Annotated in this window: 27 protein-coding genes and 1 pseudogene; 6 read left to right on the forward strand and 22 right to left on the reverse strand. The window is 39.9% G+C overall.

The window, feature by feature from the left end:
- Positions 1-196: 196 nt before the first annotated feature.
- The 6 genes from N1I86_RS02555 to N1I86_RS02580 form a co-directional block, all read right to left on the reverse strand.
- Entirely contained in the window at positions 197-2,347 is a 2,151-nt protein-coding gene (locus tag N1I86_RS02555; protein ID WP_003354476.1) for a penicillin-binding protein, read from the reverse strand.
- A 1-nt stretch (position 2,348) separates the two neighbouring features.
- Positions 2,349-2,705 carry a cell division protein FtsL gene (gene ftsL / locus N1I86_RS02560; protein ID WP_048623097.1) on the reverse strand — a complete coding sequence of 119 codons (357 nt, stop codon included), beginning with the start codon at positions 2,703-2,705 and terminating at the stop codon, positions 2,349-2,351.
- Between the two features lie 18 nt (positions 2,706-2,723).
- Positions 2,724-3,659 (reverse strand): 16S rRNA (cytosine(1402)-N(4))-methyltransferase RsmH, encoded by a 936-nt coding sequence (gene rsmH, locus N1I86_RS02565; protein WP_003354474.1) that lies wholly within the window; start codon positions 3,657-3,659, stop codon positions 2,724-2,726.
- 20 nt (positions 3,660-3,679) lie between these two features.
- Positions 3,680-4,111 (reverse strand): division/cell wall cluster transcriptional repressor MraZ, encoded by a 432-nt coding sequence (gene mraZ / locus N1I86_RS02570; RefSeq protein WP_003354473.1) that lies wholly within the window; start codon positions 4,109-4,111, stop codon positions 3,680-3,682.
- 334 nt (positions 4,112-4,445) lie between these two features.
- A complete protein-coding gene (bshC, locus tag N1I86_RS02575; RefSeq protein WP_003354472.1) occupies positions 4,446-6,074 on the reverse strand; it encodes a bacillithiol biosynthesis cysteine-adding enzyme BshC in 1,629 nt (542 codons plus the stop codon).
- 75 nt (positions 6,075-6,149) lie between these two features.
- Complete coding sequence (locus N1I86_RS02580) at positions 6,150-7,070, reverse strand: 2-dehydropantoate 2-reductase (protein WP_187118559.1); 921 nt, start codon at positions 7,068-7,070, stop codon at positions 6,150-6,152.
- Between the two features lie 316 nt (positions 7,071-7,386).
- On the opposite strand from N1I86_RS02580, the gene N1I86_RS02585 reads away from it, so the two are divergent.
- Complete coding sequence (locus N1I86_RS02585) at positions 7,387-7,845, forward strand: N-acetyltransferase (protein ID WP_003354470.1); 459 nt, start codon at positions 7,387-7,389, stop codon at positions 7,843-7,845.
- Positions 7,846-7,904: 59 nt separating this feature from the next.
- Here the strand turns inward: N1I86_RS02585 and N1I86_RS02590 are convergent, their stop codons facing one another.
- From N1I86_RS02590 to N1I86_RS02600, 3 genes are all read right to left on the reverse strand, one after another.
- Complete coding sequence (locus N1I86_RS02590; RefSeq protein WP_003354469.1) at positions 7,905-8,450, reverse strand: RsfA family transcriptional regulator; 546 nt, start codon at positions 8,448-8,450, stop codon at positions 7,905-7,907.
- A gap of 424 nt (positions 8,451-8,874) precedes the next feature.
- Positions 8,875-9,048, reverse strand: coding sequence for a 50S ribosomal protein L32 (rpmF, locus tag N1I86_RS02595; protein ID WP_003354468.1), 174 nt, complete (start codon positions 9,046-9,048; stop codon positions 8,875-8,877).
- Between the two features lie 64 nt (positions 9,049-9,112).
- Positions 9,113-9,634 (reverse strand): YceD family protein, encoded by a 522-nt coding sequence (locus N1I86_RS02600; RefSeq protein WP_003354467.1) that lies wholly within the window; start codon positions 9,632-9,634, stop codon positions 9,113-9,115.
- 190 nt (positions 9,635-9,824) lie between these two features.
- On the opposite strand from N1I86_RS02600, the gene N1I86_RS02605 reads away from it, so the two are divergent.
- Complete coding sequence (locus N1I86_RS02605) at positions 9,825-11,036, forward strand: nucleotidyltransferase (RefSeq protein ID WP_341094806.1); 1,212 nt, start codon at positions 9,825-9,827, stop codon at positions 11,034-11,036.
- Positions 11,037-11,181: 145 nt separating this feature from the next.
- Here the strand turns inward: N1I86_RS02605 and N1I86_RS16670 are convergent.
- Positions 11,182-12,234, reverse strand: a pseudogene (locus tag N1I86_RS16670) (SepM family pheromone-processing serine protease).
- The gene (locus tag N1I86_RS02620; protein ID WP_445662253.1) at positions 12,231-13,019 is read right to left on the reverse strand and encodes a patatin-like phospholipase family protein; all 789 of its coding nucleotides are present in this window, start codon (positions 13,017-13,019) and stop codon (positions 12,231-12,233) included. The pseudogene N1I86_RS16670 and the gene N1I86_RS02620 overlap by 4 nt, the downstream one beginning before the upstream one ends.
- A gap of 207 nt (positions 13,020-13,226) precedes the next feature.
- On the opposite strand from N1I86_RS02620, the gene ylbJ reads away from it, so the two are divergent.
- Complete coding sequence (gene ylbJ / locus N1I86_RS02625; RefSeq protein WP_003354461.1) at positions 13,227-14,444, forward strand: sporulation integral membrane protein YlbJ; 1,218 nt, start codon at positions 13,227-13,229, stop codon at positions 14,442-14,444.
- Positions 14,445-14,499: 55 nt separating this feature from the next.
- Here ylbJ and coaD read toward each other — a convergent pair whose 3' ends face one another.
- Together coaD and rsmD are read right to left on the reverse strand one after the other, a co-directional pair.
- Complete coding sequence (gene coaD, locus N1I86_RS02630) at positions 14,500-15,000, reverse strand: pantetheine-phosphate adenylyltransferase (RefSeq protein WP_341094815.1); 501 nt, start codon at positions 14,998-15,000, stop codon at positions 14,500-14,502.
- Between the two features lie 2 nt (positions 15,001-15,002).
- Positions 15,003-15,575: a 16S rRNA (guanine(966)-N(2))-methyltransferase RsmD gene (gene rsmD, locus N1I86_RS02635; protein WP_048623089.1), complete on the reverse strand. Its 573-nt coding sequence runs from the start codon at positions 15,573-15,575 to the stop codon at positions 15,003-15,005.
- A 546-nt stretch (positions 15,576-16,121) separates the two neighbouring features.
- On the opposite strand from rsmD, the gene N1I86_RS02640 reads away from it, so the two are divergent.
- Entirely contained in the window at positions 16,122-16,511 is a 390-nt protein-coding gene (locus N1I86_RS02640; protein WP_341094816.1) for a DUF7147 family protein, read from the forward strand.
- Between the two features lie 134 nt (positions 16,512-16,645).
- On the opposite strand, the gene N1I86_RS02645 is transcribed toward N1I86_RS02640, so the two are convergent.
- The 5 genes from N1I86_RS02645 to ylbD all read right to left on the reverse strand — a co-directional run bounded on the left by N1I86_RS02645 (position 16,646) and on the right by ylbD (position 19,325).
- Positions 16,646-16,921 carry a YlbG family protein gene (locus N1I86_RS02645; RefSeq protein ID WP_003354457.1) on the reverse strand — a complete coding sequence of 92 codons (276 nt, stop codon included), beginning with the start codon at positions 16,919-16,921 and terminating at the stop codon, positions 16,646-16,648.
- Positions 16,922-17,059: 138 nt separating this feature from the next.
- A complete protein-coding gene (locus N1I86_RS02650; RefSeq protein ID WP_003354456.1) occupies positions 17,060-17,503 on the reverse strand; it encodes a YlbF family regulator in 444 nt (147 codons plus the stop codon).
- Between the two features lie 55 nt (positions 17,504-17,558).
- On the reverse strand, positions 17,559-17,948 hold the full coding sequence (locus tag N1I86_RS02655; protein WP_341094818.1) for a hypothetical protein: 390 nt from the start codon (positions 17,946-17,948) through the stop codon (positions 17,559-17,561).
- Between the two features lie 687 nt (positions 17,949-18,635).
- Entirely contained in the window at positions 18,636-18,893 is a 258-nt protein-coding gene (locus N1I86_RS02660; protein WP_003354453.1) for a YlbE-like family protein, read from the reverse strand.
- A 21-nt stretch (positions 18,894-18,914) separates the two neighbouring features.
- Complete coding sequence (gene ylbD / locus N1I86_RS02665; RefSeq protein ID WP_270584348.1) at positions 18,915-19,325, reverse strand: YlbD family protein; 411 nt, start codon at positions 19,323-19,325, stop codon at positions 18,915-18,917.
- Between the two features lie 133 nt (positions 19,326-19,458).
- Between ylbD and N1I86_RS02670 the strand changes: the two genes are divergently transcribed.
- A complete protein-coding gene (locus N1I86_RS02670) occupies positions 19,459-19,941 on the forward strand; it encodes a PaaI family thioesterase (protein ID WP_003354451.1) in 483 nt (160 codons plus the stop codon).
- 68 nt (positions 19,942-20,009) lie between these two features.
- On the opposite strand, the gene N1I86_RS02675 is transcribed toward N1I86_RS02670, so the two are convergent.
- A complete protein-coding gene (locus N1I86_RS02675; RefSeq protein WP_270584349.1) occupies positions 20,010-21,074 on the reverse strand; it encodes a CAP domain-containing protein in 1,065 nt (354 codons plus the stop codon).
- Positions 21,075-21,532: 458 nt separating this feature from the next.
- On the opposite strand from N1I86_RS02675, the gene N1I86_RS02680 reads away from it, so the two are divergent.
- The gene (locus N1I86_RS02680; RefSeq protein WP_003354449.1) at positions 21,533-21,892 is read left to right on the forward strand and encodes a YugN family protein; all 360 of its coding nucleotides are present in this window, start codon (positions 21,533-21,535) and stop codon (positions 21,890-21,892) included.
- 65 nt (positions 21,893-21,957) lie between these two features.
- On the opposite strand, the gene N1I86_RS02685 is transcribed toward N1I86_RS02680, so the two are convergent.
- The 3 genes from N1I86_RS02685 to ctaF all read right to left on the reverse strand — a co-directional run bounded on the left by N1I86_RS02685 (position 21,958) and on the right by ctaF (position 24,165).
- Complete coding sequence (locus N1I86_RS02685) at positions 21,958-22,419, reverse strand: DUF420 domain-containing protein (protein WP_270584351.1); 462 nt, start codon at positions 22,417-22,419, stop codon at positions 21,958-21,960.
- Positions 22,420-22,644: 225 nt separating this feature from the next.
- Positions 22,645-23,550: a cytochrome c oxidase assembly factor CtaG gene (gene ctaG, locus N1I86_RS02690; RefSeq protein WP_341094827.1), complete on the reverse strand. Its 906-nt coding sequence runs from the start codon at positions 23,548-23,550 to the stop codon at positions 22,645-22,647.
- 282 nt (positions 23,551-23,832) lie between these two features.
- On the reverse strand, positions 23,833-24,165 hold the full coding sequence (ctaF, locus tag N1I86_RS02695; protein WP_341094830.1) for a cytochrome c oxidase subunit IVB: 333 nt from the start codon (positions 24,163-24,165) through the stop codon (positions 23,833-23,835).
- Position 24,166 lies beyond the last annotated feature (1 nt).

A 24,166-nucleotide genomic window follows, 5' to 3' on the forward strand; every position in this document is an offset into this window, starting at 1 on the left:
ACGTTTACTATGCACGTTCATCTTTCATTTTTACAACGATGATAAACAATCTTGTAATGGGTTCTTATGAAATTTTTTCGAATAGAAAAAGCCGGATCCCAGGCCCAATTGTTTAGATGCCTTAGATCCGGCTGCACGGACTAAATATTTCTGCAGAACGTTTTTTCGTATCCGTCTTCTTGGTTCGATCTCTTTTTTATTTCTGTTTAACGTAATTTTCCGGTCGTGTTAAATGGATGACAAGCTCCGTACCTTTTTTAATGGTTTCATTCGGCTTTATGTTTTGTTTGATCACATAGCCTTTTCCGCTCACACTCAGTTTCAAGCCTGCCAGCTTCGCTAGTTTCGCCACGTCGCGCAATGACCAACCTTTCAAATCAGGAATCGTCAGCGGCCCATCTGTCATCAAAATGACTTTTTCTCCTTCGAGAAGCTCTGTGGATTTTTCTGGATCCTGACTTTGAACAGTGTTACCCTTTCCTAACAAAACAGGTTCCAATCCTGCCTCTTTCACTTTTTGAACCGCGTCTTCCGCATTCATTCCCGTATAATCATCGACGGTTATCGTTTTGGCTGTAATCTTTCGTTGCGGTTTAATATTTAAATACTGCAAACTGTTTTTCATAACAGGATTAAAAATTTTAGCCACCGGGACTCCTCCCGTCTCATTTTTGAGATGAGGCTGCTGTACCGCCACATATACGATCAGCTGCGGATCATTTTTTGGTGCCATGCCTAAGAAAGAAAAAAGATAATTTTCGGCACCACTTAAATAGCCGCCGTTAGGGTTGGGCAGCTGAGCTGTTCCAGTTTTTCCTATCACATCATAGCCATCAATATTATAAATTTTTCCAGTTCCATTTTTCGCTGTGAGAACCGTACGCAAAATATCCCGAACTTCTTTTGCCGTGTTGGAGGAGATTGGTCTCCCTACCTCTTTCGGCTTTGTTTGCATAACGATTTTATTCGTATTAGGATCCACGATTTTATCAATCACATATGGTTTCATCATCTTCCCATTATTCGCGATAGCCGTAGCTCCTTGAACGAGCTGTAATGCCGTTACGGTCGTCCCCTGACCGAAGGCCGTCGTCGCCTTTTCCACAGGATACCGGTATAAGATATTTCCGGAAGCTTCATCAGGGAGTTCAATTCCTGTTTTCTTTCCAAATCGGAAGCGATCCAAATACTCTCGGAACGTATCCGATCCCATCATATCCAGCAAATGCACGAAGGCCACGTTGGAAGATCGCTGAACCCCTTCCAAATAAGTAATGGTTCCCCAACCTACGCCACCGTTATGATCACGTATGACGCTTGTTCCCACTTTATAGCTTCCGGATTTATAGGTGGCATTTGGTGAAAATACTCCTTCTTCTACTGCGGCCGCAAGCGTAAAAATTTTCATCACCGACCCTGGCTCATAAGCAGATTCCACGATTTCATTGCGCCAGTTATCGGACAAACCTTCCCGCGAACCGGGATCGAAAGAAGGTCTTTGACCCATCGCTAATATTTTTCCAGTTTTCGGATCTGCAACAACAGCTAGGATTTTAGAAGGTTTGTATTCTTTTTCTACCGTGTTCAATGCATCTTCCAAAAATACTTGTATTTTAGAATCGATCGTTAAATAAATTTCATCTCCGTTCTTCGGTTCTTTCACCATCTCTTTTTTATTCGGCAATAAATATCCCCATAAATCACTCTCATATTGAATTTTTCCATTTCTGCCGCGCAAAAATCGGTCATAAGCTTTTTCAATCCCTAATTGTCCAATGCTTTGATCGGAATTTTCGTCTTTTCTAGCAAACCCGATTAAATGCGAAGCGAATTTGCCGTTCGGATAGAATCGAGTTGAATCTCGCAGAAAAACGATCCCGGGCAATTTTTCCTTTTCGATTTTTTCTTTTACATCGTAAGAAAGGTTACGGCCTGCATTGCCAAATTCAACTTGAAATACTCCTTTTTTCGTTAATCGCTTGTAAATTTCTTTTTCATCCATATCAATATATTTGGCGAGAATTCGGGCGGTTTTTTTGGGATTCGTGACATGATGTGGATATTTCGGATCGCTTGTCGCTCTTTTATCCAGAATAGCCGCAAGCTTATAAGTGGTCATATCCTCGGCAATCACGTCTCCATTTCGGTCATAAATGTTTCCGCGATGAGCGATCAAAGTATCAGTTTTCATATACTTTCTTAACGCTTCGTTTGCCAATACATGGCCGTCTACTTTTCCTGTGATTTCTATGTATAAAAAACGTACAAATAAGACAAAAAAGAGCAAAGCGAAAAAAACAAATAAAATCGCTGCTCCTTTTCGGATGTTTATTTGGTTACCATTCATGTTACTGCACAACCTTAATGTTTTGTTGATTCAAGTTTAGCCCTTGTTGTCTTGCCTTTTCCCAAATTTTTTTATATGTACTGTCTTCGCTGATTTGCATTTGTAAATCCTTGTTCACTTTTTGTTGATTTTTTACTTTTGCTTCGATCTGTTGGATTTCCTTATTCGTTTGATAAATGGCTGTTTCAGTTGAAATAATTTTCACGGACAGCACACAAAAAAACAATGCAAAAACAACGATCATCACTTTTTCACCCGGAGTAAGCCACCTTTTGTGGCGGCGTACTTTCTTGGGTGCTATCGGTTTCCGTAATTCCGGTTCCTCGAACACTTGTACTTTTCGCGCTACATTTGCCATCGTTTTCCCCCACTCATTTTAGATTTTTTCTGCGATTCTTAGCTTAGCCGAACGGGCACGGTTGTTGTTCATGATTTCTGCTTCATTCGGTACAATAGGCTTTTTCGTTATCACTTTTAATTTTGGTCTGTATTCTTCCGGAAGTATCGGCAAACCCGGAGGTAAATCCGGAGCTGAACTTAGCGATTTAAATATTTGCTTGCAAATGCGGTCCTCCAATGAATGAAACGTGATGACACTAATTCGTCCTCCGGGATTCAATAATTCAATTGCATCATTCAACGACTGTTCAAATGCGGATAGCTCATCATTGACGGCAATTCTGATCGCTTGAAATACCCGTTTGGCAGGATGTCCGCCTTTTCTTCGAGCAGGAGCCGGAATGGCTTCCTTAATTAGCTCCACAAGCTGGCCAGTAGTCTCAATTGGTGCTTTTTTTCGTGCTTCTTCAATTTTTCGGGCGATTGGCTTGGAAAATTTTTCTTCCCCGTATCGAAAAAAGATTCGGACTAGATCTTCGTAAGGCCATTCATTGACGATTTCATATGCCGTCCGTTCCCCATCGAGATCCATCCGCATATCAAGAGGAGCATCATGGTGATAGCTGAACCCCCGCTCCGGCGTGTCCAGCTGGGGAGAAGATACCCCGAGATCATATAAAATTCCGTCTACTTTATAGCATCCAATCGATTCCAATTCTTGTTTGATGAATCGGAAATTGCTTTTGACAAAAGTGATTTGATCTCGATAATCAGCCAATTTTTCTTTAGCAAATTGCAGTGCCGTGACATCTTGATCGAATGCAATTAATCGTCCTCGTTCCGATAATTTCGATGCCAAATATTGGCTGTGTCCTCCACCACCAAGAGTGCAGTCCACATAAATACCGTCGGGCCGAACATTCAGTCCGTCCACTGCCTCTTTTAATAAAACTGTTTCATGCACAAAATTCATTTACATCCATCCAATCGAATCTAAATATCAAAATCAATCATATTCTCAGCAATCTCTGTAAAAGACTCTTCCGACTTTGCAAAATAGTCTTCCCAAATCGGTTTGCTCCAAATCTCAATTCGATTGGAAACTCCCAAAACTACACATTCCTTTTCCAATTGAGCGTATTGCAGAAGAGTCGAGGGAATATTGATTCTTCCTTGTTTGTCCAGTTCGCATTCCGTTGCTCCCGAAAAGAAAAATCTCGTGAAGCTTCGTGCGTCTTTTTTGGTAAGGGGCAATGCTTTTAATTTTTCTTCTAATATTTTCCATTCTTGAAGGGGATAGCCAAACAAACATTGATCCAATCCTCTGGTCAAAACAAACGTTTCACCAAGGTCTTCCCTGAATTTAGCGGGGATGATCAATCTTCCTTTTGCATCAATGCTATGCCGGTATTCCCCCATAAACATCACTGAGCCCCCACTTTCTAACCTAACTGTACCACATTCCCCCACTTTTCTCCACATCTAATTATTTCTTTAAACATTAAAGATTTCCTCTTTTTGAAAAAAAATTAATCACCAATTTATATTCTTGTCTATGAAAATAACTCGTTCACTCGTTTCACTATACTCACTTCACACTTATCCTCTCCGCTTCATGAAGAAAACGAAATGACATTCTAAATAAGTTTCGCTTGCTTTTCAACCAAAAGCGCGGCGCTTCTTTATTCCGAAGAATCGACAGTTTTGGCCGCTCCATACAAAATAAAAAAAACCGGCCAAAGCCGGTCGTTGTAAGCATCTAAATTTTGACTAGTTGATGGGTGCCGTCAAACGTGAACGGCAATTCCATTAGATCGTGAATAAAGGAAACACCGTATTGGTTCATAAAATAAAAGAGGTTCCACACTCTTTCTTGAGGACCGCCGTTCGGGTGAAGGCTGTTTTCGATGCGATCGTACTTTTGGAGAATGGCTTGATGTTTGACCATAAGGTTTTGGTCGGTTTTTTTCTTAAGATAATCCAGCTGTCGAAAATGAAATTCAAGATTTTTTTCTATAAGAGAAAGGGGGCCTAAATTCATTTTGTGTGCTCTGTCTTTTATTTTTTCATAATGCTTCATTAAATCCTCTTTCGTCGTCTCGATCAAATCGTGGAAAGTATCGTCTCGAACAGTATCCCAATATTGATTCTTTTCGCTGGAAATGCCCGATTCTATAGCTGTTTTGACATCTATTCCCAGCACTTCAAGATCTCTTGCCACACTTCTTTCCAAAAGAGTGATATTCAGACGCGGAAGGATTGGCGGCACTTTCATATCCAAAAACTCAAAAGCTTGTTTTAATTCAGCCCAATAAGCGATTTCACCGGGCCCCGCTATAAATGCCAGCGTTGGAAACAACTGTTCTTGCATGATCGGTCTCGTGACCACATTATTGCTAAAACATTGCGGAGCTGTTTTCAGTCGATCAAGCAAATGTTCAATTTCCAATTCGATTTCGCCATTTTTACCTGTAAAACGTTCTTTCTCTTTATTGTATTCAAGCAAAATTCGTTCTCCACATTCGTATAGAAAAAGGTTTGCCGCTTCCTCACTCAATTCGATCATATTGGAAAATCCAGCTTGACGAATTATCGATTGCTGCTCTAACACTTTTTCCGTAATACTCTTATTCTCGAGGATCATATTTCGAAAATAAGGGGTTTCCAGTTTGCGCAGCGGCTCAAACGCTGAATCGATCAATAAAAGACCGTAATGGCAAAATAATCGGGCGATCAGGTAGCGAAAAAAATCAGTAATGGTTTCTGAACATTCAATGGCTTCCCGAAGCAAGTCAAGCAGACCGTTAGTATGCTCTGTCTCTCCGAACTGCCGTATAATCTCTTCGACCCACTTTTGCATCAATGCTTTATTAAAGCAAATATCAGAGACCATCTTTTTTCCTAAAACGCTTTCCGTATAAGAGAACTTTTCCATTTTCGTTCCTTTTTGCACATAGAGATGGTTCACTTCCAAGAAATCGTGATCTTCTCCAGCAATCCAAAAAACAGGCACTATTGGTACGCCTAGCTTTTCCTCCTGCAGACCGGCAAAGCGAATAACCGAAATGATTTTATGAATGGTATAAAGAGGACCTGTCATTAGCCCCGCTTGCTGTCCGCCCAAAACCACCGCCGAATGTGGGAGCTTCAACTTGTGAATGGATCGCTGAACAGCGGGAATATGTAAAAAATCTTCCATATATTTTTCCAGACAACTGGCTAATTCATATCGCAAAAAAGTCCGGTTTTCAAGTTCTCTTAGTCTTTTTTCAAAAACATAAGGATCAGATAAACGATAATGAAAAAAATCCACAACCGGTTTTTCTTGTTTTAAGTAAGATGAAGCAAATAAGTTGATCGCTGGAATTTGAATGTTTTCCAGTTTCATATATATGTACTCTCCTTCTTCAGGCATATCGTTTTCAAATACCACGTTTATAGCAAATTTGGAAAGGATCCTTAATCATTGATCGAGGCCCAAATGATTCTCAAGCCCTTTTATCATCCAATAAACGGTTTGAATCATAGGAGTGCTGATTTGTTCTTGTTCAGCTATCTTCAACACATATCCTAAAATGGCATCGATTTCTGTTTTTCTCCCATTCTCTAAATCCGTCAACATAGATGAACGGTTTTCCGCCGTCTTTTGAATAATTTCCAACACTTTGTTGAATGTGGCATCGGATTTATATTTTGGAAACACGGACACCAGTTCCGTAAACATGGCCGTTAACAGCTGATGATAATACGGATTTTTGATCAATTCCCCATTCGGAACTTTCAAAACAGCTGTCAGCGGGTTAATCATGGCATTAGCCAATAGTTTTGCCATCATCATGTTTTGATAATTTTGATGAAATTGGAAAGGGAACGATCCATTTGTCTGCGACACGAATTGCTCAAGAAGTTGCCGGGATCCCCGATAAACCGACACATTGGTCATTCCCCTTCCCCTTACTTGGACGATAGTATCTTGTTCTTTCAAAACACCGTGTTCGACGGTTCCTAAATAGACATTTTTTTGAGGAAGCTGTTCCAAAAGAAAAAGATGCCCCATCCCATTTTGCAAAAACAATAGCGAGACATCTGGGGACAATTGTTGGAAAAACGGGACCATCCCTTGTAAATGATATTGTTTCACAGCAACTAATAAGAGATCCTCGTCAATCGAATCCGCCTCGGTCAATTGTTTGACCCGTACGATCGCTCTTTTCTCACGACCATTTTCTCTTAAGGCAATTCCATTTTCTTGAATGGCTTTGCTTTGTCTGGATGTTCTTGTATAAAGGGTTACCGGAAACCATTTTGATAGATTGGCAGCATAATATAACCCGATAGAACCGCCGCCGATGACACCAATTTTCATTTCACTTTTTATGCTCATCATCCATTCCCCTTGTCTGCAGTCCTCTCTGCTTTCATGCTCTTTTATTTCGTTCATTTAAAACTTTTCCAAAGTCTGATTTCATCAACCAATATCATCTTTTCTTCACTTCATACACATTTTATCAGAATGCCAACTCTTTGATAACCATTTTCCTTGGCGAGATGGCCATCCCGGATCGCAGATGAGAAAACGTTTACTTATTTCAACCGAATCATATATAATAAAATTAAGAAAATAAACTCAAAATATCCCATATCGCTTTTTTCACCTGTATAGATGGATCATCCTTCAATAAACAAGGGGGTTTTCGCCTATGACAATAAAAGTGGAAAACTTAAAAGTAAATTTCAAAACATTAGAGGAATTCACTCAATTTAAGGAATACGGGCTTCAAGAACTTTCCATGCTGGAAGAATTGGAATATTCCTTAGTAGAAGACGCAGCGGCTTCTCCTTTTTACGGAATCTACTTTGGAGACAAATTGGTTGCACGCATGTGCTTATATGTGAAAGACGGCCACTTGGATGGCGCCATTCAAGAATATGATAAGCATTTGGAAATTTGGAAATTAGAAGTGCTTCCACAATACCAATTTAAAGGGTATGGACGAATGCTTGTGGACTATGCCAAACATTTCAATTTGCCGATTGTGACAAGACCTCGTGTAAAATCACAAGATTTTTGGGTCAGAATGGGGTTCCAATCATTATCTGAAGACTCTTCCCGCCTTGTCTGGATACCCGATTCCATCAGCACAAAAAAAATAAGCTGATGAAAAGAAAGACGGATCAAGTGTTTCCCGGTTGATCCGTCCTTTTTTCATTTCGACGTTTAATTTCTTTCATCTACCGCTAATTTCCTTGCTCTTTCCATAATATACAGAAGCGAACGATAATCCTCTTCTAATTGATCATATTTTGTTTTCAGCTGTTCGAATTGTTTTTTTTCTTCATTCAATTGCGCCGTCAATGCCTCTATTTCCCTTCCTAGCAATTGTTTTTCTTTTACAACCTGATCATATTGGTCAGCCTTCTTTAGCTTTTCGGTCAAATAAACAATGATTTCGTCAGCCGTTTGTGTATCATTGCTTTTTAAATTAGAATTTTCTAAAGAATCGGTGCCTGCCTCATTTTCTTGCAAAAATTCTTTTTTTACTTGTTTTCGTTGTTTTTTGGCCAGTTCGATTCCCGATTGATATTGTTTCCTTACATAAGAGTTCCAACGAAAGCCACAAGCAGCGGCTGTTCTGGAAAGCTTTTTGCCAACTTCTTCAAAAGCCTTTAATTGCGTGCTTCCGTCACGAATATGCCGCAATACCACCTCCGCCAACAAAACATCTTCATCTTGAGTCCATGCATCTTGACGCATTGCAGACAAGTCTATCCCCCCACTATCAGTTTATAGAACCTTAAAAACCGCAAAACCGGCTCTAAAAGTTTTTCCTTCGTAAAAAGCCGGTAGTAGTTCCGCTTTATAGTAATACATATGTTGGTAGTAGAAGTGATAGACTGTTTCACGTTCAAATTTCTTTTTTATTTTGAAAAGATAAGACCTGCACATTTTTAATCTGTTTTTTGTTTAAACAACCGGGAAGTAATTTAGCATGATTTCAAAAGCTAAGTCACCCCCTGAACACGTCAAAGAGTAAAGGAGGTCAGGATTTTTATTCCACATCCTTCCAAAACCTTTATCACTGAGAACATTTTGGTTGAAAGCGAACCAGTCATTAACGGATCATAGAGCTCTCTTTGCAGCCATGCAAAAAACGCGAAGGATAAACTTCCTTCGCGTTTTTTGAAGATTATTTATTCACAACTTCTTTTCCTTTGTAAGTTCCGCATGATGGACATACACGGTGAGCAAGTTTCATTTCACCGCAGTTTGGGCATTCTACCATTCCTGGTACTTGCAATTTATAATGAGTACGACGTTTGTTTTTTCTTGTTTTAGATGTTCTTCTAAAAGGTACTGCCATTTTTCCCACCTCCTTACAGAGAGCTATAATCTATGAAGGCCAGAATAAGCTGGTTCTTCTCGGTTTATTTGTCATCAGCAAAAAGATCAGCCAGCTTTGCCAAACGTGGATCTATTTTTTCGCTCTCTTCTTGAAGAAGTTGATCCTCCGTCAACAGCTTCCAATCTTTTCCTGATGGAAGTTCTTTCTTCTTCGCATCTTCACTAATCACTTGCAATGGCACTTCTGCCAATAACATTTCCTTTATGACAGGCAACAAATCCAGCGTATCCCCTTGAACCTTATGGACATCTTCATCTTCCCAATCCTGTCCGGGCCATTCTTTCAAAACGTATATCTCGGTTGAATCGATCACAAACGGGTACGGTACATCCTCCAACGTCCGAGCGCACGGAAGAATAAATTGACCCGTGATATGAAGATGAAATGTCACTTTTTCTGAACTTATATCAGCTCTTCCCGTAATATGTACGGGGGAAAGATCGCGGATTTGTTCATCCATTTGTTTTAATTCCGGTATCTCTACCGTCTCGTCAATGATAAAGTCATCACGATTTTTTCGCAATTGTGCAATGGACCACTTCAAAAAAATCACCTCAAGGCAACAGAAATAATTATATATTCCCCTTATATGATTGTCAACTTTTTTTCTTTACAGGATAAAGAAAACTATTCTTAGTATACCACTTTTTCATCTATTATCTTCTTTTTGTTGATCCATCCATCCTTCCCCGCTAGAATGAAAATAACAATTTGCTTTCAAAGGATGAGAAAACATGAAAAGTGCTGGAATTGTGGTTGAATATAATCCTTTTCATAACGGCCACCTGCATCATATTTTGCAAACGAAACGAATAACAGGCGCTGAAGTGCTGATCGCCGTGATGAGCGGCCATTTTTTGCAAAGAGGGGAACCGGCACTCCTTTCCAAATGGGCGAGGGCAAAAATGGCCCTGCATTCCGGAGTTGACCTTGTCGTGGAGCTCCCTTATTATTTTGCCACTCAGAAGGCCGAAACCTTTGCTTTCGGAGCCATTGCTCTTTTACACGAGCTCGGTGTGGACAGTTTTTGTTTTGGAAGCGAATCAGGGGATATCAAAACGTTTGAAAAAACGGCCAACTTGTTGGAAGAACAAAATGAACAGATTCAAAACGAAGTACAAAAATGGATCAAAACGGGCATAAGCTACCCAAAGGCTCAATCACTGGCCATGAAAAATGTTTTAAAAGACGTTTCTCTTTTAGATACGTCCAAGCCCAATAATATTTTGGGCCTTCAATACATCAAAGCAAAGAATCGACTGTCACCGGACATGAAAGCGTATACAATCCCTCGCCAAGGAGCCGGATACCACGATAAACAACCGAACAAGTCGATAGCAAGCGCTACCGGGATTCGCCATTCTATTTTTCATCCAAATGGTGTTCGGTTAGACGGTGTAAAACCCTATGTTCCGAACGCGACCTTTACCGAATTAAAAAAATATCTATCCACTTTCGGAGTTCTCCATCATTGGGAATTGTATTGGCCTTATTTGCAATATCAATTGCTTTCTGCCAAGCCGGAAGAACTGCAGTCGATCTACGAAGTGGAAGAAGGAATTGAATATCGGCTGATCGAGGCGGCCCATCAATCCACTTCTTTTCAGCAGTTTATGGAATCCGTCAAAACAAAGCGATATACATGGACACGCCTGCAACGAATGTGCGTACATATTTTAACTCATGCTTCAAAAGAACAGATGGCGGCTGAATCAGACTATCCTTCCTATATCAGAGTGCTAGGGATGACATCAAAAGGGCGGGAATATTTAAGAAATGTAAAAAAAACATTACAGATTCCATTGATCGCCAAGGCGTCCGCTTATCGGAATCTGCTGACAGCTGATATAAAAGCGACTAATATTTTCGCAATGGGATTGCCTTCAAACAAACGTTCAGCGCTGCTTAACAGCGATCTTCTCTTTTCCCCGGTCATCATCCCTTAATTGGTTATATCTTCACCAGAAATGAAGAGACACACGGAAGATGGAATGAAAAACAGGTTTCCTTTTTTCGTTTGGAGGGTTTGTTTTTGGCCCTGATCCAAAACGATAAGGCATCCCGGTTCTCGTTCCATTTTTTCGTATCTCATCATTCCTTTGGTTTTAGTTTCTGCAAATAATCAAGGGCATCATCCAATGTTTTGACGGGAACAATTTTCATATTCGTTTTCGTATCTTTTGCCGCCTTTACCGCTTCTTGATAATTCGTTTGTATTTCCGGGTGCTTCTTCTTCCATTCTTTCGGGATTGGATCATTAGGAGCGAAAAAGATATCCGCTCCAGCTTTATCAGCGGCCACTACTTTATAAGCAATTCCTCCAATTCGACCAACGGTTCCGTCCGGAGAAATGGTCCCTGTACCAGCAATTTTATATCCTTTTGTAATATCTTGTTTCACTAACTGATTATAGATTTCCAAACTGAACATGAGTCCTGCAGATGGTCCGCCAATGTTTTTCGTGTTGATCGTCACTTTAGGATGAGTGGTTACTTTTATATCGTCCATTTATCCTATTCCAATGCCAGTTTTATGTTTCTGCATAGGGAATTTCATTGTACTGATCGGTTTTGTGATTTGTTTTTCTTTGCGAACAAAAGTGACTTTCAACTGTGTACCCGGTGGTTTAGATTGGACATATTTCATAAATTGCGAGGATGAAACTAAATTCCTGCCGTCTACCGCAATAATCCTATCTCCTGGCTTTAATACCTTTTCTGCAGGCATGTCAGGAAATACATCCAACACATACACTCCTTTAAAGTCAGTACGATACGGCCGTTTGATTTTATGGAAAGCGGCCATGATCGCATTATTTTTTGAGCTGTTCATATCATATAGTTGGCGGACATTGTATTCTTCATCTGTTTCCTCATCGCCAAACAATTCTTTTTCCGGGATAATGTCTTCATACTTGCGAATAGAAGCCAACAAATAAGTCGGAAGAGTGGCTTTTACAATCTTCACTGTAGTCAGCATCAGTTCTCCTTTTTCCTTTGTCCCGCCTTCGACCTTGATGACCGAATCCAGTTCATGGGCGATTCCCGGCTCCGTAATATAAAAAGGAAGAGGGAAAAATAGCACTGCAGCTAAACATAATCCTGTTATAAATAAAAAAAAGTATGACTTTTTAGTTCGTTTCACCCTCGGTTCTCCTTCCAGTCGTCTATAATAGTTAAAATTTCAGGAATCTTTTTGCGGGCTTCATTTTCACCTGCTTGAATAATTTCTTGGATATTGGTAAAACTTCGCGAATTGAATTTTTCTACTGGTGGTTTGATCATGAGATGTGATTCTACCGTACGATTTTCCATCGCTTCTAGCTGTAAAATGTCGATGCTCTGAATGATGACGTCATAAATCGTCGAAATATCCGTCCCTTTTTTCACTCCCGACACATCAACCCCGATGATAATATCCGCCCCCATTTCCTTTACTACCGAAACAGGGACACGATCGACCACCCCACCGTCTACCAATAGTTTACCGTTCCATTTTTCTGGGACAAAGATTCCGGGAATGGAAATGCTCGCCCTTACGGCATCCGCTACAGGACCTTTCGTGAATACCACTTTTTCTGCTTGCTTCAGATCCGTGGCGACAATCGCAACGGGCAACATTAAGTCTTCAATATTTTTGCCATGAGTCAATAAACGAATCATGTCTTTGATTCGATTGCCCGCAATCAATCCCATTTTAGGGACAGTAAAATCTAAAAAGAACTTTTTCCGAAACGCTAAGGAAAACTTGCTTAATTGCTCCATACTGTGGCCCGCACCATAAAAACTCGCGACAAGAGCACCCATACTGCTGCCTGCAATCATATCTATTGGAACGGAAGCCTCTTGAAATGCTTTTAATACCCCCACGTGGGCAAATCCCTTTGCTCCCCCGGATCCGAGAGCAAGACCGATCTTAGGTTTTGCCAAAACTTCTCCGACCTCCTTTTCTATCAGCTTCCACATTTCCGGTATTTCTTTTTCGGCTCAACTCATTTGTTATCATATGGTCTATTTCAAAAACGTATGAGTATATTGAATTATCAGGACAAGAATTTCACGGCAGTCATCTTTTTCCCTATCTTTTTACCTTTCCCTGCCATTTAAGAGCGAAACTTCAGATAGGAGGTACAGAACTTGACCCCTTCCAAATTAAAAACGGCTGTTTTAGCGCTAATGGCGACCATCTTTACGTTTTCTTTGATTATGTTTCCAGAAGAGGCGTTTGAAGCATCCATTAGAGGATTAAATATGTGGTGGGAGGTAGTATTTCCTTCCCTGCTTCCATTTTTTATCATATGTGAAATGTTGATCGGCTTTGGAGTGGTCAAATTTATCGGTGTCTTGCTAGAGCCATTAATGCGCCCTTTGTTCCGCGTACCAGGTGCCGGTGGATTTGTCTGGGCGATGGGAATTGCATCCGGATTTCCGGCAGGGGCAAAACTGACAGCCAGGTTGCGCCAGGAAGGACAGCTGACTCGAAATGAAGCAGAAAGGTTAGTGTCTTTCACGAATTCTTCTAACCCGTTATTTATTTTTGGAGCCGTTTCAATAGGATTTTTTTATAATCCCCATCTCGGCGTCATTCTAGCTCTCTCTCACTATTGCGGGAATTTTCTTGTTGGTTTAACCATGAGATTTTACGGAGAAGACCGGAGAGAAAAAAGAACAAAGAATAAGCAAACCTCTCTCTTAAAAGCAGCGTTTCACGCCTTGCATGAAACAAGAATAAAAGAAAACAGACCGATCGGAAAACTATTGGGAGATTCCGTTATGTCATCCATTCAAACTCTTTTGATGATCGGCGGATTTATTATTTTATTTTCCGTCGTCAATAAGCTATTGTACCTTCTACATATTACGTCTTTTGTCAGTCAAATCGTTCAAGCCATTTTTTCCCTGTTCGGGCTTTCTGCAAGCTTAAGCATCCCTTTTATATCAGGATTGTTTGAAATTACGCTTGGCAGCCAAATGATCAGCCAAGTCCCCCACGTACCGACGATTGAACAAGCAGTCCTTGTCAGCTTTATTCTGGCCTTTAACGGATTTAGTGTTCAAGCACAAGTGGCGAGCATCTTGGCGCAAACGGATATACGCTTTAAACCCTTTTTCTTTGCTCGTTTGCTTCACGGCATTTACGCTTCTACGATTGCTTTTTTGCTATGGCCGCTTTTATACGAGCACTTTTTCAAAAACGGAGAAACCCTTCATTCCCTTCCGGTTTTCAAAAGCGGAAGTCAGTCCATAACATTGCTTCACTGGTTTGAAAACAACGGCCCCTTCATCACCATTTGCGCACTAGTGGTCTATTTATTTCTCTACGCTCGCCGTTCTTTTCCTGAACGAATACGTTAAGGCAAAGCCAGCCATTACGGAGGAATATCCCTTCCACAATGGCTGGTTTTGTTCGCTACTTTTGACCGTTGTGCAATTTTTTGAATTTCTCCTTTAACGCCTTCTCTACCTCTTTTGGAACAAGAGCCGAAATTTCAGCATTATATTCTGCTGCTTCTTTAATAATGCTGGAACTCAAAAAGGAGTATTGGTTGTTTGTCATCATAAAAAAAGTCTCAATATTTTCATCGAGAAATTTGTTCATCGAGGTGATTTGCATCTCATATTCAAAATCAGAAACAGCTCGGAGGCCTCTTAGAATGACATTGGCATTGACGCTTTTGGCATAATCTACAAGCAAACCATGGAAAGAATCAATTTCCACATTCGGTATATGTTTTATCACTTTACGGATCAATTCCATCCTCTCTTCCACTGTAAACAACGGTTTTTTTGCAAAATTGTGAAGTACCGCTACATATACCTTATCGAATACTTTCGCTCCTCTTTGAATGATATCCAGATGACCGTTTGTAATCGGATCAAAACTCCCTGGACATACGGCAATCCTAGTCATGTCTAATCCCCCTTTTCTTCTGTGTCCTCTGTCATTCGATAAATGGTGACCCCAATGATTCCATAAGTCTCATGTTTCCATTGCCGAAGATTTCCTGATCGGGCAGGGAGCGTGACTTCTTTACTGTGTTCACAAACGATAAAGCCATTTTCTTTTATGTATCCATTATTAAAAATACTCAAAAGCTCCTCCAATTTTTGTTTTCTGTAAGGTGGATCCAAAAACACACCATCGAATCGGATTCCCCTTTTCTTTAGAACTTGCAAAGCTCGAAAAGAGTCATTTCGATATACTTCGCTTTGTTCCCGAAAACCACAAAAGTCGATATTGGCATGGATAGTCTGAATCGCTTTTGAATCTTTATCGACAAAAATCATTTTTTCGAATCCCCGACTTAAGGCTTCTATGCCTAACCCGCCGCTCCCTGCAAACAAATCTAGACCAATACCTCCGGAAAAATATGGTCCTACCATATTAAAAATCGCTTCTTTTACCTTATCGGTAGTCGGTCGAGTCGATTTTCCGGGAACAGCTTTCAATTGTTTTCCTTTACAAATTCCAGAAATAACTCGCATGTTTACTCACCATTGTTATAAAAATTCTTTCTCATGGTAACATAATTTGATCATCATCGCCACTAGGAAGCGTTTTCATCATCATTCTCATTGTTTCTTATGGCAGATGCTTTCCATTCTTTACGTATAAATCGAAAGAAAACGGGAACAATAAAAGTGACAGCACCAAAAAGGAAGGTGTTGTTGTCAACCGCGGAGAAGACTTACGTTTCCCCATAAGTTCTTCCTCCGGTTTCTCCTCTCCCTTTACCTTCTATCCTTTTACTAGGAATTAGAAGGGCCCTGCAGGAAATCCTGCAGGTTTTTTTCTGTTAACATTCTGCCGTCGATAAGCGCTCATAGTATTCTTGATGGACGTTTTCAACAAATATTTTTCAAATTCCTAAAACTAGCAAATTGTCCGCTTTTCTTGAAATCTCCGCGCTTTTCTCCTTTTCTCTTTTTTTCTTTTTTTAGATTCATCGTTTCTCCTCAGATTGTCATGTTGAGCTCTAGAAGCAGTCGCGCTACAATGAAAGAGAATGACAACGAGAACGGAGGATGAAGATGATTCAACGATTTATTGAACTAGGAGAAGGCTATTCCGATCTATATGAATTAATTGAAATTGCGAAATCCAATCAGCACCGCTTAGCTCATTTAATGGCTTTCCACACGAACATTGATGACCGTCCCGCAACGTCCCTTGTCGTCGTATTGAATCCAACAGAACGAGGCGAGTTTCAGCCTTTGTATATTTGCAGAGAAGGCATTCCTCATCCTAGTCATAAATCTTCTCAACGATGGAATGATTTTAAAAGTGCGGCGACCTCGCTTGGGAAGGAAATCATTGAGTTAGATGTAAAACCGTCCACATTTTTTGCCGAAAAAGAACTGTTTTATCAATATCTTATCGGCATTTTGCGGATGAATCGCTATATTCCGCCTCTTCAATAAAAAATGGAAACAGGAAACCAAGAAAGACCTCGTTCAAAAGGCTTCTATGTATCTTGGAATTTTTTCTCTGCAGCGAATGCTGCAAAAAACGGATCGATGAATTAAAAAAGGGGAGGACTTCCCCTTTTTTCCCTTTAAAAGCCTATCTTATAATCATATTCTTTTGCTTTATCCGGTTTTGAGTTTTCAAATTCCGTTTTTAAAAAAGGTTTAAAGGAAGGCTCTACTTTTTTGACAAAGGGTAATGTGGATATTTTTTTCATGCAGTCTTCTATTTCATCTTGGTTGCAGTACACAACCGCATACTTCATTTTTTTTGAGACATAATGGACATTCCCATATCTTCTTAACGTCTTGGCTTGTTTTAAACTATAGAGCCAAACGATCATCGCTTGTCTTGCTGTAAACATAGCATCTCCTCATTTTTCAGAATATTCACATTCAGTCTATCATAGTTTTTTACTGCAATCAATGTTCTGGGCGCCTGTTTAAGGGATTCAAAAAGCAAAGCACGCGTTTGTTGCTTTGCTTTTTTGAAAGTATGAAATTTACGCAGAGCAGCTGCAAGCTCCTCCTGAACCGCACCCGCAACCAGATGATTTCTCGAAAAAGGGGTTACCAACCGGTACTTTAATATGCGGTGACACGGAATGAGCAATCAACAGGCTGACCTCATCCAATAATTGTTGCAATGCATTTTCCGCTTTCCGAAAATTTGCGACATTTTCATCCAGATCCATTTCTCTTTTCGCTTCACGGATATTTTTCATCACATCCGCATAATCAGGATGATAGCGGCCAAAGCGCTGTACTTCTTCATATCGTTCTTTCAACCTGGAAAAGCGGTTGATTTTTTCTTTAGTAGATGGAGTTGTATATAGTCGATCGTAACACTTTCGATATTGTTCGGCGATATCAGATTGAACAATCATCTCAGCCAATTTCTCGGCTTCTTCTATTATTTCAATCGTTTCTAATGTTGCAGCAAGCAATACAGCTCACCTCCGTGCCTTCATTTTATCACGTTTTTTGGATGGAAGGAAAGAATCAAGGCACGGTCACATAAAATTGCTTTCTTAATCCTAAAGGATGATTGTTAGTATCCTTTATTTCGATATTGATTAAATGTGTGCCGCTAGGAAGAGATTCGATGATAAAAGCGGCAGTTCTGTATTCTCCGTAGCGAACGCCATCGATGGAAACAACAGCTTTCCCCCGCTTTTTTTGATTAGATTTTGTCATAAAAGTAATATCAGGAGCAAAGCATTCCACATAAAGATCATTTGATCGTACGACATGGCGGACAACAAACAGAGAAGGATTCTTTTGTCCGGCGGCCTTTGCCGACTGTTCTAACGAATGTGTTTTCGAAACATCGGGATTTTGCTGGCAAGAAGCAAGAATGAAAATGAAGCAAATGAAAACGATTTTCTTCATAAGAATCGTACAGGATCCCTCCGCTTGAGTTTGCAGTGGTCCACAACGTATGGAGGAACTATATGGATTTTGCATTCGCAAAAACACTTCCTGTACTTCCTCCCTCCTAGATATTGAATTCGTTAACATAGACTCGCAATTTTATGGCACTTTTCATCCCCTGGACATTGGTTGCATTAAGGAAGATCGATAAAGAAAACCGTTGAAGAGCTTTTTCAACACGAAAAACGAAATGGTCCAATTTAAGTTTGATTCAAGTCAAGATGACAACTGTATCTTCAGCCGTCGAGCTGTTCGTTTGTCTTCAAAGTGACTGAATGTAAACAAATTTACTCTCTTTATCGGACAACGGAAAACAATCATTCAGTGCAAGAGAAGATTCCTTTATTTCCCCTGACAAAGCTTTAACCGTCTATTCTCTTCCCTTCTTTTCCAATCAAAATGGCATCGATGATCATAATGAGTGCTTTTTTTATAGTTTTTACCAGCGATCTTCATTTATACAAAAAAGTTGAAAAGCTTTTCCGCTGTTGTTTTCTCTTACCAAGTAAACGTCTCGTTAAAAACTCCATCATTTCATTTTGGTGTATGACGACAGCAGGCAGGAACCAGCAAAATCATTAAAATAAAGAATGAAATTCCATTCACTTCTAGACATTTGAACGATCCAAATAAAAAGAACCGTTATCACTCCGCCGGTTCTTGGTTTCCATTATTCTGGATGGATGGCAGCATGCCCATCATCATCTTTGCTATTTGAATGCCGTTTGAAAATTTTTCCATTTTATGAGGGATCGTCCTTTTAAAATAATGAAGCGATTGAATCTCAAATTTTTCTAAATCCTCAGGTCTGCGGCTTAAAATTCTGTACCATTGGGGTTGTTCCCTCAAGAATTGCCTCAATTCACTTCTGGAATAAATATAATCAGCTATTTCTTTTCTCACAAACGTTCCCTCCTTTTTCTTCTAGTCTTTTCGAAAACCGAAGAAAGATTGTTCCGGTCTGTTGGGAGATTGTTTTGGAGATGGGGTTGCAGAAGAATTAGTTTGAAACTGCGCCAACAAATTTTGAAGCGCACCAATGGCCTGATTCATATGATAGAGATGCTCCTGAAGCTGATTGGGATCTATTTTTTTCAGCGATGTAAAAATCGTTTCCGTCCACTTGGAACTTTTTTGCTTTTCCGATTCCGAACGCTCAGCAGCCTTCTCTTTATATTTGTCCCAGAGAGGATCTTCTTCCCCGAGCAGATACCATTCCTCAAAAAATTCTTGGAGGGTTTTATCCTTATTGTTGACTTCCTGAATAATTTTCGGGTGCGCTTTGACAAATTCTTTAAATTTCAATACTTGAGGATGCAGCTGCTTTTGGCCCAAGGACCCATCACCTCCTGTTTTTCCCATTTACTACATCGTATGATTTTCACTTAAAAGAGTGATTCTCAAGATTTCTATCTCGTGATAAGATAGAAAAACAACAGTAAAACTTTTTCAGGGGGGATCGCTCAAAATGAAAGAATCATTGTTCCAGTTATTTCAACAAGTAATAGAGAAAACAAACGAAAAAGAAAAAAACATTCTTAAAGAGCTGTTGGAAAGATATGAGAATTATATCGGTTCCGATGAACCTTATTTAGGAAGATTGCTTGGAATACAAAAAAACGTAACCGATTCCAATTGCGAAATTACGATACCTATTTCTGAAATTATTCATAATCATTTAGGTATCGTTCACGGGGGGATTACGGCAACTCTTTTGGACAGCGTGATGGGAACAATAGCAAGCCATGTTGCCCCTGATGGTCATGGAGCGGTCACTTCCAACTTAAACATTCATTATATCGCCCCAGGGAAGGGAGATAGCCTTACCGCCGTTGCAAACGTAATACATAAAGGCACAAAAACGATTGTAGTAGAAGGGGAAGTCTATCTGGACAATAGAAAAAAAATTGCCCACGCTACTGGGACATTTTTTATCGTCAAGATTCAATAAAACGAAAGCGTTTTAATTAGGGAATCATGAATGGGAAAGAAAAAGAGGAAGTTTGCAATATACTTCCTCTACCATTTTTCTTTTTGAATAAAATCCTGTGTATAGTAAGTTTTGTAAACCCCGACTCCTAAGTGCGAATAATTTTTCTCCAGAAGTGCTTTCCGATGGCCTTCCGAATTCAGCCATCCTTGTACGGCTGCAGGACCGTCAACGTAATGGGCTGCAATATTTTCACCCGCCATCCGATAAGGAATCCCTGCTGCTTTTAAACGCGTCGCTAGATCTCCTTGTGACGGTGAATCATGCGAAAAATAATTTTTATCGCTCATTTCTTTACTGTGCCCGAACGCGACATTTGCCGTTTTTTCATCCCACTTCAGCGGCTCTAAATGAAACTCTTTTCGTATCATATTCGTTATATCAAAAATCTGTCGTTGCTCACCTTTTTCGATCATGTTCCATTGACCAGCCGTCGGATTCGGCCATTCAGGAAGTTCTCCTTGGTATATCAGCTCATACGGTTTTTGGCGAAGCAAAATTTCTTCATTGACAAAACGTACACTGGATAGGGTCCCTGAAAATTTATCCAAATACAATTGAACGTAAATCCCCCCCATTTTTACTAACGGCTGAAGGTTTAAATCCTCTTCCGACAGTTCAAATCGATAATTCCCCGCACTAGTTTTAATCACGATTTCAGGATTCATGGAATAGGTTCGAAAAATATCGTCGATCCGTTGTCCAATTTTAAACGGCTGTACGTTTGCATCATGGCCAATAGCATAGACAGCAACCACCTTATTTTGTTCGACGCCAAATTGTATATACGAATTTTGATTTTGATAAATCCACCAATGATACCCGTATTGCGTTGGATCGATGCGGACCGGTTTCCCAAATTTAGAAATGACTTGCTGTTCGGATTTTCCGATAAAAAAAGCTAAACTTTCTTTCGGCAATTTTTCAGCCACATGTGTTTCTTGTGATCGTTTCTCTTCGTTTCCTTTCCATTTAAGAGAGTTGTGTTGCAGCGGCGGCTGTAAAAATCCCCAGTTTTCAGCATATTGATTTAAGTAAACTCCCATCACCAGAATGATGCTCAAAACCACAAGGACTCTCAAAATCGTTCGCAATCATTTCCCTCCTTCCAATTCTTTCAAGCTTGCAACAAGTAATTGTTCGGATGCCAGCCTTCATAACCAAGCCGTCTATCGAAAATCCCACTTTCGCTTTTGTGAGACTTTGCTTTTGAAACTCGTCACAATCAAATATCATTATCCCGAACTAGTTGTCCTCAGTCGTGCAGAAAAGAACATTTTAAAGAGACGTTCGCTTGTTCCAAACATTTACGGATATTCTTTTAATCACTAGAATCATACATGATCGCATTCGAAAAATCTACGTCTATTGTTCCACATTCAATGCAGAGAAAATCATTCATAAAATATTTTATTCGATAGAAAATAAAAAAGATGGATTGAATAAATGTCTTGGATATATTTGCAAGCAGAATTTTTTTCGACTATTATAAAAATAAGATGATGGACTTTTCGAAATTTTCTTTAAAAATCTTTTTTGGGGGGATTTGTCCATGAAATTTGAAAATGTTGGTTTAGAAAAATACAAAGCAGATTTAAACCGCTTGGACGAAATTATGGAAGAACATCGATTGATTCGTGCGGGACAGTGGGATTATGATCGTGTCACATACGATCGCAAATTTGAATTAAAAGAAGGCGTATATTATCTTCGCGTCCAAGGATATGCTGTGGAAGGCGATGTGGGGGCTCATGATGCCGTCATTCAGTTAATGACACCCATTCTTGGAAAACATTATTATCCGCACGGGATAGAATATGGTGACGACGAATATTATCCCGAATATTTGGTAAAAGAATGTGAATCCGTTCTTTCCGCTGTCAAAAAAGAGATTGAATCTTTCGCCGTGTAGAAAAAGCGCAAAGCCAACCTTCAGTCGGCTTTGCGCTTCTTTAGATTTCAGCACCTAAATAATGCTCAATACCCCAAGATCGCTTTTAGCATCGAAGTTGTTTCGCCGCCTTTGTAAAATACGTAAAGCAGCAAATACACTGCAATCCCCGTAATCGCTGTGAAAAACCAGATAATGCTCGTAACAGGTCCTATTTTCCGATGTTTTTCAAATTTGCTTTTGTAGCCAAGCCAAAGGGTAACAGCTCCAAAAATCCCCCCGATTGTCGCAAGGAAAATATGGAAAATCAAAAAAATCGTATAGTAAACTTTCACATTAGCGGGACCGCCGAAAGCTGTGTTGCCAATAAACAAAGTTCTGCTTAAGTAAATGATAAAAAAGGTCAACGCAAAAATGGCGGCTGCCGTCATCAATTTTTGATGAGTATCTCTTTTTCCTTGTACAATTTTAATCCAACCGATACCGATTAGTACGGCACTTATGACAATGCAAGATGTGCTAATGGTAGGTAAAATAGGAAGCGTCATTTCCTTTCTCCTCTCTTCTTAACCATTTTACTATGTACATAACCATTCGCATTTCTATTTAGGACTATGACAAAACTCGGGGAAGGAACCGGATGATGTTTCGTTCCATCCGTTATGTTTTTTAAACCGGGCACTCTTTATGGTTCTATAAGAAAGGCTCCTTTTAAAAAGGAACAGACTCCCTTCTTGGGAATCTCCTTTCCGATTGAGCGTATTTCATTTAAGCTACCATTTCGTTTGGTGCTCACGAAGAGAAGCTTCCGTAATTTGATCGGCTTCAAGCTGTTCTTTTCGGTACCAATCAAAGAAAATTCGGGCCAGCACAATACCATAAACAACTTCTTGTATAATTTTCATCAACACTCCACCAAGCTGTTGATCTTCGATTACCGGCAAATTGGAAAACAGCTCAGGGCCGGAAAGTTCCAAACCATTTAGAGTATTGGTCGGAACGCACAATTGCATCGATTGCAGCCAAGAAGACGGATCGCTGTACGTGTTATATAGAGGATGGCCGGAAAAAATAATCAATCCGCAAGCAGGGGTCAAAAGTACGGCATCAGCGATTAAATATCCGACCTTGCGTAATCCGCTCAAATTCGAATGTGCGGGCAAATGATTCATCAGCGGCCACCACATAAAAAGGGCAAATCCAAATAAGACAACCGTGAAAAGCCCATGAAAGATCCCGCTCTTGTTAATCTTATCAAGAATAGCTGGAATATGGTAGAAGGAAAAAAGCCCGTTGAAAGCAATCGCTGCAATTAATGGTTTTGTCAATAACGAAAAAATCGGCTTGATGACTGGCAATTCAATTATGTATTTCCAAAACCATACCGGAATTCCTTTTATGAGGATAGGAGGCAGAACCAAGCAAAGAATGGCCATTTGAACCATGTGATAAGAAAACATAATATGGCTCATTAAATCAACGGGAGAGCCTTTAATACCATACAAAATCACCATGGCCAGAATAAAATGCAATAATTCTTTTTTGGCCAACGATTTACTGTTCGGAAAAACATTTCTCCATTTGATCATCAGCAAAAGGTAAAAGACTGTCATCAAAAGTATGGCCATCAAAAAATACGGGCTCCACAACGCTTGAAACCCAAATATTGTGATTGGCATTGCTTCATCCCCTCATTCCCGTCAATTGCCCATAATATAATTATACTTTCTCTGCCAAACAGGAACAATGCAACAATTGACAAGTTTATGATTTTTCACTGCCTTTGCGTTATGGTTTTACCGTTTTATCGAATGAGCCGAAAAGCCAACCGTTATGGCTGGCTTTTCGTTTCTTCAATCTTTCCCACACCGCATCCATCAAAAGATGAGTGAAACAGTAGGCCAATACAAAGTCCTACCATCAGGATGAATTAGTCATTTCTGATCCGTCATTTTCACTTTTTAGATCCAAACAATCGTCGCAAACGTCAATACAGTTAAAAATGCGACGAAGACTGCGGACCAGAAAAATAGTGAAGGAGCTTCATGGCCTTTATGACTCATGTGCATAAAATAATATATTTGAAACAACACTTGTATGCAGGCCAGCAGCAAGACAAATGGCAGCACAAACCATTTCGATAAATCCGCCCCAACGGCCACAAACGCTATCAGCGTTAAAAAGAGCATCAGCGTGAAGGACACAATCTGCATTCTCATTTCTTCCGCATTTCTTCTTCTTCGAAACTTATAGTCGATTCTTGAATTTTCTTGATTGACAGGTTGATCCGCCATC

Origin of the sequence: Bacillus sp. FSL W8-0116 (assembly GCF_038003825.1) — a bacterium.
Classification (GTDB): Bacteria; Bacillota; Bacilli; order Bacillales; family DSM-4216; genus Bacillus_O; species Bacillus_O smithii.